The 14,806-nt window shown below is 43.6% G+C and carries 7 protein-coding genes; 1 reads left to right on the forward strand and 6 read right to left on the reverse strand.

Annotated elements, in window-relative coordinates:
* Positions 1 to 49: 49 nt before the first annotated feature.
* The 6 genes from FBQ74_RS04675 to FBQ74_RS04700 all read right to left on the reverse strand — a co-directional run bounded on the left by FBQ74_RS04675 (position 50) and on the right by FBQ74_RS04700 (position 13,351).
* On the reverse strand, positions 50 to 3,265 hold the full coding sequence (locus FBQ74_RS04675; RefSeq protein WP_139755566.1) for a type I restriction endonuclease subunit R: 3,216 nt from the start codon (positions 3,263 to 3,265) through the stop codon (positions 50 to 52).
* The gene (locus FBQ74_RS04680) at positions 3,262 to 4,473 is read right to left on the reverse strand and encodes a restriction endonuclease subunit S (RefSeq protein ID WP_139755567.1); all 1,212 of its coding nucleotides are present in this window, start codon (positions 4,471 to 4,473) and stop codon (positions 3,262 to 3,264) included. The genes FBQ74_RS04675 and FBQ74_RS04680 overlap by 4 nt, the downstream gene beginning before the upstream one ends.
* On the reverse strand, positions 4,470 to 6,479 hold the full coding sequence (locus FBQ74_RS04685) for a class I SAM-dependent DNA methyltransferase (protein ID WP_139755568.1): 2,010 nt from the start codon (positions 6,477 to 6,479) through the stop codon (positions 4,470 to 4,472). The genes FBQ74_RS04680 and FBQ74_RS04685 overlap by 4 nt, the downstream gene beginning before the upstream one ends.
* Before the next feature lie 55 nt (positions 6,480 to 6,534).
* Positions 6,535 to 6,915, reverse strand: coding sequence for a hypothetical protein (locus FBQ74_RS04690; protein ID WP_139755569.1), 381 nt, complete (start codon positions 6,913 to 6,915; stop codon positions 6,535 to 6,537).
* Positions 6,916 to 7,052: 137 nt separating this feature from the next.
* The gene (locus tag FBQ74_RS04695) at positions 7,053 to 8,504 is read right to left on the reverse strand and encodes a hypothetical protein (protein ID WP_139755570.1); all 1,452 of its coding nucleotides are present in this window, start codon (positions 8,502 to 8,504) and stop codon (positions 7,053 to 7,055) included.
* Positions 8,504 to 13,351 (reverse strand): AAA domain-containing protein, encoded by a 4,848-nt coding sequence (locus FBQ74_RS04700; RefSeq protein ID WP_139755571.1) that lies wholly within the window; start codon positions 13,349 to 13,351, stop codon positions 8,504 to 8,506. Before FBQ74_RS04700 ends, FBQ74_RS04695 begins: the two co-directional genes overlap by 1 nt.
* 1,015 nt (positions 13,352 to 14,366) lie before the next feature.
* On the opposite strand from FBQ74_RS04700, the gene FBQ74_RS18920 reads away from it, so the two are divergent.
* On the forward strand, positions 14,367 to 14,534 hold the full coding sequence (locus FBQ74_RS18920; RefSeq protein ID WP_168190603.1) for a hypothetical protein: 168 nt from the start codon (positions 14,367 to 14,369) through the stop codon (positions 14,532 to 14,534).
* Positions 14,535 to 14,806: the final 272 nt, after the last annotated feature.

Consider the following 14,806-nt stretch of genomic DNA (forward strand, 5'->3'; position numbering starts at 1 on the left):
TTATTTAATTTGCATAGTCACAAGACAATTTGCTGACTGACATATGACTCTAAGTCCTACCTGTATTTTCATACACCGCTGACCGACGCTGCTGCATATAAATATGCTGGAACACCAACTCTGCTTTTTCTTCCACTTCATTTGGGTCGAAGCTGGTGGGTAGTCCTGTTCTCTCGTCCCATAAGAAGTCTCTGATCTTCACTTTGATCTCATCGCGGGTGCTTTGCTTGGCGGCAAAATTTTGGATGCGTTGTAGCTCGTCATTGAGGGTTTTGTACAATGACTCAGCAACTTTCTTGATTTTATCAATATCTGTTTTGGCTAGGTCGGGCTTTAGCAACAGGTCAAATAATGCCAGCGACTCTTCAGACAACCCTTCTTTTACTGCGCGTTGCTCTTCTTCAGTGAGATCCTCTACCAGTTTCAACAGTGCATCAAAGGTTGCTTCAATGGTGACGCGGTCCTTTTCGCTATTGTAATCGCTGACAATTTCCTCATAGTGCTTTTGAAAATCGGTGCGAGTAGGGTTTTGCATCATCAGCCTTAGTAGCTTTTTCTCTACCATCTCTTTCAGTGACGCAACGGTGCTGTTTTTGGCTGGAGAGCGTTCAAATTCTTTGCGCAACCGTTCGAAGTCTATTTTGCTGATGTCGTATAGTTTGCTTGGATCACGGTCACCGTCACCTATTTCAATGCTTTCTTCAATGATCTCATGTAACTCCCTCATGATGTCTGAGATATCAGCCCGCTCAACGTCCTTTTGCAAGCTTTTGTAGATCACGTTGATGGCATCGTAAGCCGCACGATATTGATTGATCTCTCTAATAGTTAGGCACGCTTTGAACTTCTTGAATACTTCACGGGACAGAATTTCGTAGCGCTTACGCGTCTCATCATTTTCGTTTACCGCCTCTTTGGCATCCATAATCGCTTTATTGCGTGCGAAGCCGTCTTTTTCCAATACGTCTTCAAGCCTGAACTGTCTGGCCTGCAAAAAGGCCCTGACTGCATCAATCGACTCGCCTAAATCAGCCAATAATTCTTCATCAGGCCTGACAGGATCAATTTCGGGAGGTGGCTCGTCACCACCGCCGCCAATACCGACATGTCCGGCAAAGGTCGCTAATGCTTTACGTAAGTTTTTCAGTATTCCGCAGTAATCGACGATTAAACCGTTATTCTTACCTTCGGCGACGCGGTTAGCGCGAGCAATGGCCTGCATCAGTGTGTGCGCTTTGAGGGGTTTGTCGAGGTATAGGGTGGATAGCGTTGGTACATCAAACCCGGTTAGCCACATGGCACAGACAATAGCAACACGAAAAGGATGCGCTTCTTTTTTAAATGCACTTTCCATGTCAATTCGTTTACCGTCTGGTGTTTCGAAGCCTTCCTTGATGAGTTTGCGGTGTGGGGTAATATCCAAGCCCCACTTTCTGAATTTGTCGACTTCGCCTTGTTCTTCGCTAACGACGACTGCCGTGATGGTTTCTTCCATCCACGCTAGCTTGCGTTCCAAGTCCATTATGGCCTGTTCGTCACGCAGTTTTTCGAGCTCTTTCTTCAACTGAAGAATTTTGTCTTGCCATTTTTCGCCAATGATTAACTGCATGCGAACGCAGGTAATTTTATCAATACAGACCAGCATGGCTTTGCCGTTTTGCCAGCCGGTGCTGTAATGTTCAACAAAGTCTTCGGCAATATCATTCAAACGAGAGCCATGGGTAATGATGTGATAATCCCGCTTTAGCTCTCGTTCTAACCGTTCAGACACATCCTGATCATCAATTTCCAGCTCTTCAAGCTTCGCGGCGATTTTTTCATTCAGTTCGTTGGTTGCCAGTCCTAATTTTTCACCCCGTGCATCGTAGTAGAGGGGGACTGTTGCTTTATCTTCAACAGCTCTCTGAAAATCATAGGTAGAAATGTAGTCACCAAACACCCGACGGGTGATTTCGTCATCTTTAAACAGCGGCGTGCCGGTAAAACCAATGTAGCTGGCATTGGGTAGGGCATTACGCAAATTCAGTGATAGCCGCCCGTATTGCGTGCGGTGCGCTTCATCGGTGATAACAATAATGTCATCACGGTCTGAATAAGGCTCGTTAGGATCAACATCCTGATTGAACTTCTGCACCAGAGAAAACACATAGGATTTATGCTGGTTCAGCAGATCTTTTAAATGTAAGCCTGATGACGCCCGGCAGGGAGCTTTGTCGTTATCTACCAGCTTGCAGCCTGCAAAGGTGTTATAGATTTGTTTGTCCAAATCCTCGCGGTCAGTACAAATGAGAAACGTAAAATTGCCGCCCAGCTTTCGGTGGATCTTTCTGGCAAAAAAAACAATCGAGTACGATTTTCCGCTGCCTTGAGTATGCCAGAACACGCCCAGCTTACCCATGCGGGCGTCGCGTATTTTAACGGCTTCAATAGCGCGGTTAACCCCCAGAAACTGATGATTTCGCGCAACAATTTTTACCAGCTTGCCGTTACTTTCATCAAATAGCGTGTAGTTCTCAAACAGGTCAAGAAAGTCCCGCTTGTTGCAGATCCCCTTGATAAGGGTTTCCATATCAACCACGCCAGCGTCATCTTCGGCCAGTCGCTTCCAGTCATTGAAGTGTTCGAATTTACTGGAAAGCGAGCCGATTTTGGCATCCACGCCATTACCCAATACAACAAACGCGTTGTGGTAGAACAAGTGGGGGATAGTGTCTTTATAGTCTGACAGGTTATTTTCGTAGGCGTGACGGATGTCCTTGTGAATAGTCTTACACTCAATAAAAAGCAGTGGCAGACCATTCACAAAACCAACAATATCAGCCCGGCGGCGATAGATATCACCACGCACCCACAGTTCCCGAACACACTGGAAATGATTATTTTCCGGCGTTTCAAAATCGAATACCTTTAGCCGCTTTTTCTCAAGCTCACCCTTGCTATTGCGATATTGCACTAACACGCCATTTTTAATCCGCTCATACTGCTCAGAGTTAATTTGCAGCATATTTTCGGTAACGGGCGCTTCGGTTATTTGACGCAGAGCATCCTGATAGGCCGCCTGCGGTAAGCCGGGGTTAAACCTTACCAGTGCTTCACCCAGATAGCGGGTGAGTATCACTTCTTTATCAGACTCACGCCCCAACAAGCCCTCTTTACCAAAGGTTTCCGTGTTGTAAGCAAATACATTATCCCAGCCCAGTTCTGTTTCCAGATAGTCTGCTGTGGTGGTTTGAACGAGGGTATCTTCATTGAGTGCTGGATTCATACGGTAAGCTCCCCGCTCATTAATTTAGGCAACAGGAGCTCTCTTGCTTGAATCAACCTTTGATTCATACCAGTAAGTTTTTCCATTTGAAGGAATGATGGGGCTACAGCCTCATGAAAATTTTCGAGTAGTTTATGATTTGGCAACAGAATCTTCATATTAGAAAACTTTGATTTATTAACATTTGGCATCGTCGCTCCACCACCTATAGCCAAAAGTTTTTCTCTGAAATCCTTTAAAGTTAAGTATGAATAAAATGTGTAAGCTTCGAGTTTGGGAACAATCGAATTTATTTGCTGATTGGTCTGGCATCTTTTTGAGCTCAATGATACGACTCCTAAGCCAGCTCCAATACAAGCAACCAAAGTAGAAAATTTCGGTATAAATTTATTAAGTTGACTGTTGGCTCCACGTTCGGAAAGGCATTGTTCAGTTTGAAGTACAATTGATGATGCATGCATATCTGGAGTTTTAATGAAAGGAATATCACCACCATAATTTTCACTTATTTTGGTTGATGGTGTTTTTCCAGTAACAACTTCACCGAGGTCAGCGACAACACCATTCACCCAGCCCTCCGGCACACCATCGACGATCTTGACATGTTCATGGCCGGGAAAGCGGAAGCGCACAAACCATTCTTTATAAAGCTGCCGCGCCGACTCTTCCAGCAACGCAATGCGGCGTTTGTTGTTTTCGATAAGGTCGTCGTAAATTTTTAAATAGCTAACTAAATCATCTTGCTGCTTAAGGTTAGGTATGGCAATTTCGAAACGTCGTAAATCGCCGAGCAAGAGGTTTTTTTGAGCTGCTCCCCCCGCAGTGTTGGTTAGCCTTGTCTTGTCTTTCTCAAGAGAGTAATAAAGAAAATGAGATCTTATAATAGTGGTGATTGGTTTAAGAATTGCTACGCTTTTTTGAAAAGTTGTATTTCTTGTTCGTGGCTCATCTTCTGTAACTGCTAACCTGCCTATCGTTCCACTGTTTGTTATTAATACGTCTCCGGGACGCAAGTCTGTTCTTCTATGAGTTTCTGCAAAATCAGACTCTGTAATTTGTCTGGCCTTTATATAATCAATCTTTCCATTTTTAATATCTTTTGCACTAATGAAGTAGAATCCAGAGTTTTCTTCATTTTTGCAGTCTCCGTGTTTACCGTCCGTAATGAGTGTGCATACATCACCAAGCATTGCAGTTTCCCAACTCATATTCCCAACTCTTCAAAATTCTTCTGAATTTGAGCAGCAAGCAGGGCAGCCTCTTCATTAAGGCCCTTCAGTTCGATGTGAATATCCCTAAGCGTTTCTTCAAAGTCGAAATCTTCGTCTTCCTCTTCAGGAGCAACGCCGACATAACGACCGGGTGTTAAGCTCCAGTCATTGGCTCCGAGTTCTTCCATATCTACCAATTTAACCAGACCTGCTACATCTTGCAGTTCAGCCTCAGGGAATCGTTCTTGCAGCCAATGAGCTTGCTTATAGAAATAGCGAATGAGTTTGAGTTGCTCGACTGCGTCTTTGCGGGCTTCGTCGAGTGCTTTTATCAGCTTATTAAGGCCTTTTTCCCCGCTGTCTTTCGCTTGTTTTTCGGCAAATTTATAAAGCTGGTCGATTTGTTTAATAAGGTCTCGACTCGTCTCTGCCAACGCCGCTAACTTGGCTGCAAAAGAGAGTAACCCGGCGTTGTCTTTGGCTGCTGTCTTCCATGCGGTGTTTTGTGTATCGATCTCTGCTTCAAATCCTGCTATATCTTGGTTAAGTGTCTCATTTGCCAATTTGGTGTCTGCGTCCATCTCGGGCAGCTTATCCAGTAAACCTTTAAGCTCAGCGATAAAGTTATCCATACCTGCTTTACTGGATAATGCTTCCTCCAGTGTTTGCGTCAGGTATTGCTCTACTAAACCAATAAAACGCGCTGTTTCACCGCGATACAGCCATACTATGGCGGTCAGGTTGGCAAGCTGCTCAGGCGAGAAATCGTAAATTTTACGGGTGACTTTGCGGTAAACATTCCGTGCATCCAGCATCAGTACTTTGTCTTTGTGCTGTTCCGGCTTGGCTTTATTGAAAAACCACAATTCACAGGGTACTGAGCGGGTATAAAAGAAGTTGGAGCGTATCGCGACCATGGCATCAACATGGCCGGTTTCAATCATCTTTCGGCGTACTTCGGCTTCTTGCCCACCTGCACTGGAGGCCTGCGATGACATAACAAAGCCTGCGCGGCCTTCATCGTTCAGGTAACTATAAAAATATGACATCCACAGATAGTTGCCGTTGGATACGCTGCCTTTTTTATTCACTCCCGGCAAACCAAAGGGCAGGCGCGGATCGTTCTTAATTTTCTCAGCATCTACGTCGTCAACGTTAAACGGGGGGTTGGCTGCTACAAAATTTGCCTTTCCTAAAAAATCATGTGGATCTTCGTAGTAGGAAATGGCCTTTTTAATGCTGCCTTCCAGCCCATGTACCGCGAGATTCATCTTGGCAAGGCGAATGGTGGTGGGGTTCTTTTCTGCACCATAAAAGGTGACTTTTTCCTGTGGATTTTCGTGCATGCGCTCAATAAAGTGGGCGCTTTGCACAAACATACCACCTGACCCACATGCCGGGTCAATCACATTGCCATGGTCGGGCTCTATCACATTGACAATAAGTTGTACTAACGAGACAGGGGTAAAGAACTCGCCGCCGTCATGGGCGCTTTGATTGGCAAACTGGGTCAGGAAGTATTCGTAGATACGACCAAAGATATCGCCTGTTGCCTTTTTTAGCGCCGGATCATTGAAAGTACGCAGCAAGCTACCCAGCACTTCATTGCCTAATTCCTGATATTCACTCTTAGGCAATATCCCTTTTAGGGAGTCATAATCATCTTCAATGGACTCCATGGCATCGATAATAGCCTGTGCGCGGTCATCGGCATCAGTGAGGTTCACCAGAGTGTCGAATTGCGCTTTTTCTTGAAGAAAGATTGCACCTTTACTGGAGAAGTCTTCTTTTGTCAGTGGGCGGGTCATGCCGCCACGTGAAGGAAGTGATGCCTCAATGTCAGGTTTGACAACAAGGAATCGGCTGTATGCATGGCGCAGGAAAATAAGCCCCATCACAGGCATAAAATATTCGTTGCTGGCGTAATTACTGTTTGCGCGTAACGTATCCGCGCTGCCCCAAAGGCGCTTTTCAATTGCTTCAATGTTTTCAAGTTGTGCCATTACTGCTTTTTCTCCGGTCTGTGACCTTTTCGTATTCTTTTCTATTAACACCTATTCAGCTAAACGCGCCGAAGATGTCGATTGCTAATCCCACAATTGCTGTAGCAGCCGCAAAAATTGCGACATAAAATGCCTTGATTGCTATTTGGATAGATTGGTGGGACAGGTAGCTGAAGTAGGCATCAGCATTTAACTGCCAGTGACAAGGGATATTGTCTATATTGGTATTATCAACGGCGGTGTAACGTATTAAGCTGCCCTCGTCCTCAGGATCCAAACAAATATCGCGCATGATCCTAGCAACCTGATATCTATTCAGACCGTTAAGCTCTTTACTGTTAGCAGCCGACTGCACACTGAACTTTTCGTTGCTCTCGGCTTTGTTCAATATGAACTGAACGACTTTTAACACATCCGGGTGTTTTTTACTTTTCATCTATCCCTAATCCTTATATCCCGGCGCAATTGCAAGATTATTGGTGTCGCATGATATAAAACGGTTTTGACAACGTCCAACAATCCACACTCTTTAATGTTCGGCATTCGGTGCAGTCAAATATTCACAGTGATAATCTATTCTTGAGCCAGAATCTGGCTGAAATATCTATACAGAACAGTAGCTTCCTCAGGAGTGCCTCTTCTTTCGAAGAAATCATTGAGATTGTTGTTTGAATCCGCCCATCTGATGATATTACTCGTTACAGACTCTATAAGCTCAGGTGCAAAGCTGACGTAGCCTACGGGAAGCGAAATGTTTCTTTCGTCAGTCGTAGGAAGGTGTAGCAGGCAAGCAACCATAATATTAGGTATAAGCATCACTTCGCAGTTTTCGCCACCGAATTGCTTTTCGCAGCCGATAAGAGCAGGGTCAATATCTCGGTTCCGGTAAACCTTCCGTTGCTCAATGGCTTCGCTTACACTCGAGCATGGGAGAGCTATTACTGCTTTGGAAGTCTTCTTTCTGTTATCGAATAGTGATGTAATCGAGTCAAGCAATACGCCGAACTCTGAGGTCCGCCCCCACGTTGCATTGTCTCCTTTTGAAAGCCAGATTAGTCCACTCGACTTCGGTTTTTTTAAGAATATTTCTTTCAGCCTCTCAGTTAGTGCTTGAGAGTTAAAGTCTGAATACAGGTTGCCGACGATGAGTTGTGTTTCCTTTGAGTGATGTGCCGTTCCATCTGCGTGGTGTTTAAGCAGTAACTCCAAATTGATACTGCTGGTTTTGTCGTCCCAGTACTGCGTTAATATCGGATCATCGGTTGCGCTTATATAATCACTAAAATCTTTTGTTGCATCACTGTAAGGCTTGGTGCTAATCGCTGCATCCATGTAGTTAAACAGTGATTTATTGATGTCCCACTCGTCAAGATTTGGGTCTTCATATGCAGTTTGCAACACATCTGGCGCATCAGTATCGATGTAGTATTCGACTGGAATAGGGATCGAAAGGTCATACTTACCGTTTACATGGTTGATCTTGTATAATTCTTCTCTTTCAGAATAGATATCTTCACCTTTAACGACTTCTCGAAAGTGTTCAAAATTACTGTCAAATGCAGACATGGCTTTGTCATTTAGCTTTGAATAGCATTGATCGGGTAAAGGTAGAGATATGGAGGTGCTGTTAATCCCACTGCGTTGCACTGTCTTCGGCAGCATTCTGAATTCGCTAAGTTCGAAGAATACGTTATCGGTTTTATCAACCACCTCGAAAAAGCGGGGTAACATATTACCTTGGACTTCTTCAAAGTTTTCCAGTGCATGAGCCGTAAGCTCTATTTCATTGTCACTCCATTTGATTAAGCTTTCCTCTATCAAATCGTTAAGAACAGCCTGAGTTTCCGCCGCCGTAAATCCGAAATAATCCTGTATGAGCGATACAGGGGACTTGCCGACTGAATGAAGAACACGGATGATAAACTCTTTTACGACAGGAAGCTGACGCTTCTGGCTTACCGTATAATCGATAAAAAACGCTTTCGTTGGTAGTCCGAAGCTTATTCTATTCAGTTGTATTTTCATTACTGCGAAACTCCTTTTGCAGGGCGGATAGAGTAGTCAGGGGAGTTATTGTCCTCGATAAATTTAAACACACGTCCGAACGCGGAAGACTGGTTATACTGGCTCCACATCTGACTGTTGCCGACTATAAATAGGGCTTCTTTAGCTCGTGATAAAGACACATTGGCTCGATTTTCAGATGAAACATAGCCTTGTGTGCCTCTTCCGTTACTTCTGACCAAAGAAAGGATAACAATGTCGTTTTCCTTACCCTGATAGCTATCCACCGTATCTACTTTCACAATTCGCCGCTCAAGTAAGCTTCTTGCCCATGGCATACTGTTAATTTTTCTAATCAGGTGCCTGACCTGTTCTCCGTACATGCAGATGACACCGACCTTAGGATCTTCGTCTTCAGTCAATATTTCGTCGTTAGTGTCACTATCATACAAACGTTTGATTATTGAGATGATGCAGTCAGCCTCATGCGGGTTGATAAAGCTTTTTTTATTAACGCCCTTGCCTTTAGGAGTCTCCTCTCTATTTCTATTGCCTTCGCCGGAAGTGTCAAACCATGTCACTGGATTGGCAAATGAATTAATTAAATTCTGATACTGGTCTCGCGTTTGAGGGCGGCCAGTTTGCAGCGCACCATCATAAAAGTTGTCTGATACAAGCCTACCGATAGCGGGGGCCATTCTGTATTGTGTAAGCAGAGAGCGTCCAACGGTTTTGCCATAGTCAGAAACGAAAGCCCTTTCGAAGTCGCTTCGCTTCAGCTCTTCTTCATCTAATTTGGGCAGCTCTCGTTTCGCGGCTTTAATATGCGCTTCATCAAACAGTGGCGGAAGTTGTTTATGATCTCCAACGAGCAATACCTTCTTTCCGACCTGCATAGCGATAGCTAATTCGCTTGCTGGGGAGCGAGCTGCTTCGTCAATAACGACGAGATCGTATATGTTTTCCTGCACACCGTAATGGTTTCGGCCAATACCAACACAGGTGCCACATACAAGGGTTCTTGTCTTGGCAAGGAAGTTTTGGAACTGGGCTTTTCCTGATGCCATTACACTTAACCATTCGTTAGACGTCTCAATAAGATTGCTGACTTTGAATATCAGTTCCTTTGAATAAATATCGAAATGTTCAGCTAGGAATTCCAATAAAGTGCTACGAATTTTAGACAGAGAAACGCCGGTAAACGAGGGCGAATTAGGGTATTGTCTGGACACAAAGCCGTTAAGGCTTTCTTTTAATTTTGATTGTCTTTGTGCAAGTTTAGCGGTGTCAGCTTGTTCTTCGTCCTGTGCTTGAGATAGCAACTGGTTAAATCGCTGACCATAGGAGTCTTCAAAATCAGATATTGTAGATGACATCTCTGCCGGTATGCCAATGTGTTCAAGTAGCGTGCTCAGTCGCTCCCTATATTCAGCCCTGAATTTGTCACGGTAATGTTCCTGAAGTGCTTTTTCTCCTACATCGGTCAAGGACGCAGATAAGTTTGATTCATCACCAAGACGAACAATATCGATTGCTTGTTCCGTTCTTTTAAAGAGAGAGCGTACTCTCTCACTGGCATTATTTACGGCTTCATGAGACTGACTCACAAGTAGCACGCGCCGTGCGCCTTTCATTATTGAATAATGTATATAGGAGCCGATGAACGCGGTCTTGCCCGTTCCGGGAGGGCCTTGGAGCAACGCGATAGGACCATACCTATAAAGTGCCTTGAAAGCATCACGCTGTTGTTCATTTAAGGCGAATGAAATGCTTCCATCTTCCTTGTATTCAGTGTAGGTATTTAACTCATCTTCTGTCGGCGTTACGCCCTCGATTATTTGAGCATTAAGTCCGGGCGAAAAATAGTCAGGAAGATCAGGTATTACTCCTCGACCGGTTATCAATTTAGTAACCGCTTTTTCTCGTTTTGAAAGCGAAGCTGCTGTCATGCTTCCCTCCAAAATAATCGTGTCGCCCGCTTGAGGTGTGGTGTTCCCGCGCGTTTTTAATATGAGGGTGTCTGAGCTTAAATCCTCAACAATACCTATTACCCGTAACTCGCCTTTCACCTCCATTTTCACATTCACGCGTTCGGTTCTTAAGTCGAAGTCGAACTTACTGTCATCCAGTGAATAGCGAAAGCTGAGTAGCTGATTGGCATTATAAACCGGGTCTGTCACAACCTGAATTTTGGGATAACTTTCTTCCTCTGTCTCAACAAGTACTTTCCATATATCTCGAGCATCAAGCACTGTTGAGCTGGCCATCTTAGGCAGCGTTAGCGTAGGTCTGTGTGACCCTTTTCCTTCAGCATTAGTCTCGCCGGAAGTTCTTGCTAGCTTTTTATAGGCTTCACTTTGGAGAATAAAGTCGATGAAGGATTCGGTTGAGCCATGAATATTGTTCGACAGATGAATTTCACCAGTGAGCTTCAATTGAGAGTCACGTTTGTTTCGGATGAACTGGTCATGCCGAATATCATTTTCTCTGAAACTGACAATGAACTTTCTATCTTCATTGATTAACAAACTTATGTTTTTCTTTATGCCACTTAACTGGACACTTAATAGATCTCCCTGTTTACCGGCGTTCTGCTTCAAGGTCATGTAATAAGCGCCGTCGTCTGAGGTCAATAATTCGGTGACCGTTCGACAGTTCTTAAGATGAATCTCATATTTTCTTAACGTAACTGGAGGAGGAGGGTTAACAATCATATCGAAATTATCGAGCAACTTTTCAAGTTCGCTTGTCGATACTTCAGGAAGAGCAAGCAGTTCTTCCGTATACTTGGATAGATGAAGCGAATTAATTGCCTGCGAGAGTTCGTTTAATATTTTCACGACAGCAAAACGATCAATTGTAGTTTTAGCAAGGTTTTCAAACGAAGACGGAACATACGCGGGTGTATGTTTATCTGCGTTATTTAGGTCATACTCGACCAAGTCGATGAAGCGAATCTTTCCATCATCGACAATTATATTTTGAGGGTGTAAGTCACCATGGTAAAGTTTTGCACCATGAAGTTTAAGTAAAGCGAGTACTAATTCCTTAGCCAACCTATAACCGTCTGGCTTCTCAATGCTCTCAACAGCTTTCGCCCACGTAACTCCCTCAACCCATTCGTATTTAAAATAGGCGCAAGTCATTGCAGGATTAAAGCCGAAATCTAATATTTCAGGTAGCTGAGGCAAAGCGGCGTTGTTGATGCTCTCGAGTCTGCTGAAAAACATCAGCAGTTCATGGTTTATACCACCGGATCCATGTGTGTCACTGAGTCCAAACCAAGCTTTTACTCCAAAAGAGTCATCAGGAGCTTTTAATAAATGACAGGTCCCATCTGTCTTGAAGGGCACAGCGCCAAGTTCAGTATATACATTGTTATTGGTATAGTATTTAGTTAGAAGTGATAGGGTGTGCGCTGGATCTTCCGCACCAGTTCTAATTAATTTATTAAGCTCTGTTTGCGAATCGCAGAGATCTTGAAACCTATCGCGGGAATCGAGTTCTAGTCCTCGTGAAAACCAGCCACTTAACTTTTCACTGATTTCATTGCCTCCAACAGGATTCCAAACGTAAATCCCATCTTCCTTTTTCGGCCAAGTATCAAAGGCTATAAAGTGACAGGCTGCTGTAGCTAAATAGACATCACGACTAAAAGCGGTTGCATGAGAGTTCTCTTCAAATAACTCTTCAGGTGTTTCTACTCTTCCATGCTGAATAATTTTTCTTACTGAGGAAACAGTCTTTTTATCGGGATCAGGATAGTATGCCGTTAAAAAGTTCGAGAGGACCACTTTACTGGGTAGTGATAACCAAATACTGTGAGACCCGAGATCACGATGCGCAACTTCAATTTCGTGAAGTCTCGATAGCTGACTGATTAATACCTGAATTAAATCTAATCTATTTTGCGTTGTCAGCTTGCTTTTATTCTTTCGTATAAAGGTATCAAGTCTTTCTTTCTTATTTGGCCACTCGTATAGTTCTACGAAGTCTTCTGTCAGGTCTGTCGGGATATGAAGTAACTGAAGGTGACTATCTTTTAAATCTTCATCTTGAGTATCAATATATCCAAGAACATTAGACTCCCTCTGAGCGATGGTTGCACGCTGCTCAGGGGTTCGAGTATGTTCAACAATGCATGGCGCAGTAAAGTCCCATCTTCTCATCAAGGCTTGGTAATTGGCGTTCTCAGCCTTTTGACTTCGAAATTCAGAGTACAGGTTATCTTTATGCTGGAATAATGACGTACCATTCAGGACATAACCGTTTGATGAAAAGGCTTTCGCTTTAAAGTCTGCGCTATTATTTAGAAATATACGGTTCCATACCGTAATGTTTTTATTCGGAATGTCTTCTTTTCTATCAAAACTGAATGGGCGTCCGATAATTTTTTTGTATATTTTTTCATCGCCGATATGTTTGAACTCGTCCAGTGTAAAAACACACTCTCTTTCTTCTTCTGATAGGTGGGATGCGTCAGCTGAACCACACAATACAACACGTTTATCAACATAGGGCACATACTTGTTGGCCAGTTTCTTTTGAAGTCTAGACTTTAGTATCTTCGCGGCTCTGCTTGCTTGGGATACGGCATTGATGCGGCTCTCTTGGCGTCCGTCGTCGTACTCCTGAATCCACCGATTACCTCTTGAGAAGAGCTTGCCCTTATAATTTTTAAGCTCAATTACGATGATTCGGTCGTGAGTGACGAGTATTAAATCAGCCTCAAAATCCTTTCCCTGACGGCCTAGCATCTCTAAAGAGGAGTAGCCTATCCAGCTATCAGGGAGATGTTTTGACAAGACTTCATTAGCTTTGAGTTCGAAACCGTTGATTCCTTGAGGGTCAAGACACTTTATGTCCATACTGCTTCCTTGGAGAGTTGATACCTAAACGTCAGACAACATGTGTTATCAGGCTATCGCAGTAATGGAATCGCTTTGATATAAAGCTATAAAAGCCGTTCTTAAGAATTGAACTTGAGATGGCGTTCAAAGTAATTAAGCGCGGTCCATTTCTGCTAATTACAATATTGTTGTTTAGATCTCGCTACTTGTCCCAGTAGTGAGAGACCTTATTGCGAAATCACATTACCTTGCAATCTGAAGTTCGTAAAGAGTTTATAGGACAACTACGGAGATTAAAGAGCAGGTAGATAAACTATCCAAAGCCTACTCAAGTGCACTTTTTATTATATACATCAACATTGCGAACATTATATTAAGCGAGCCAGAAGAAACCGACCCAGATGCGTATTTTGCGATTCCTGCCGTAGAACGAAAGCCACGGTAAATCAAGCGGATGCGAAGGGCATTGAACATAACACCGATTATTTCACTGCCTTTCACTGTCGGGACCACCTTCAATCCCGTCTGTGTTATCACTATCAAAAGCACCTCAATCAATCGTAATTTCAACCTCTCAACGGCCACGACTTTATTAGCGTACTGCGTTTTCTTCTGTGTACTTTCTGCTGTTATGCGCATTGCGTATAGCGAACCCTAATACTTACAGACGCGCCATTTTTAGGGGCACGGGGAGAGGGAATGATTTCAAAAGTTAAAATTTTGTTCATCCATTTTGAAACTCACATTACAATTAGTAGTATTAATTAGCGTAAAGCAAGTTTTTACCAAAGCAGAAATTGAAAAGCGCCGCTATCCGTTCCTTATTCTGTTGGGGAAGTAAGCAAAGCACAGTTTGGCCTGTCCGCTTTCATGTTTGAGATAACAACACATGCACTTTGGTTTTAGACGAAGTACAGCTTTTTCTTATGTTGAGTAAAAAGGCGGCATAACAAAGTGAGTAGTTCATCTGTTTTGTCTCTAAGGTGCTCGTGAGGAACTATGCTTGCAAGACTGTTCTTTTGGAGCCCTTATTATGTCCGTATCCACTTTGATTGCTGCTGAACTGTATGAGGCCATTTGGTCTACGCCTTTAAGTCACCTTGCAACACGCTGGCGTCTAAACGACCATGCACTGGGCCATCTCATTGATAGTGTTGGCATGCCTCGCCCTAAAAGCGCGTATTGGGCCCAAAAAGCGTAAGGTAAGTCTCTGACAGTGAGTGCTATGCTAGACACACTGTCACCCACACGGATCATCGAATTGACACCACTGCAATTATGACGATGTCATTATCAGTTGGAGAAATACCTTCAAAAATACCATAAGAAAGCGCACCTCAATATCAACTCTTTTTAGGTTATGCGAACTTCTCGCGGATGAACGCATGTTGAGATGCATAGGTCAAATAATAGTAGTTAGAGATGTTACCAAAAATCAATGGCGCTGGTGAAGGCGGCGCCTGATAGAATCAG

This window comes from Salinimonas iocasae, assembly GCF_006228385.1.
In the GTDB taxonomy this organism is placed as follows: domain Bacteria; phylum Pseudomonadota; class Gammaproteobacteria; order Enterobacterales; family Alteromonadaceae; genus Alteromonas; species Alteromonas iocasae.

What these genes read in the sequence shown, in the direction of transcription:
- FBQ74_RS04685 (WP_139755568.1), bottom strand. Translation starts at nt 6,479, where the DNA reads ATGGCACAACTTGAAAACATTGAAGCAATTGAAAAGCGCCTTTGGGGC.
- FBQ74_RS04680 (WP_139755567.1), bottom strand. Translation starts at nt 4,473, where the DNA reads ATGAGTTGGGAAACTGCAATGCTTGGTGATGTATGCACACTCATTACG.
- FBQ74_RS04690 (WP_139755569.1), bottom strand. Translation starts at nt 6,915, where the DNA reads ATGAAAAGTAAAAAACACCCGGATGTGTTAAAAGTCGTTCAGTTCATA.
- FBQ74_RS04695 (WP_139755570.1), bottom strand. Translation starts at nt 8,504, where the DNA reads ATGAAAATACAACTGAATAGAATAAGCTTCGGACTACCAACGAAAGCG.
- FBQ74_RS04675 (WP_139755566.1), bottom strand. Translation starts at nt 3,265, where the DNA reads ATGAATCCAGCACTCAATGAAGATACCCTCGTTCAAACCACCACAGCA.
- FBQ74_RS18920 (WP_168190603.1), top strand. Translation starts at nt 14,367, where the DNA reads ATGTCCGTATCCACTTTGATTGCTGCTGAACTGTATGAGGCCATTTGG.
- FBQ74_RS04700 (WP_139755571.1), bottom strand. Translation starts at nt 13,351, where the DNA reads ATGGACATAAAGTGTCTTGACCCTCAAGGAATCAACGGTTTCGAACTC.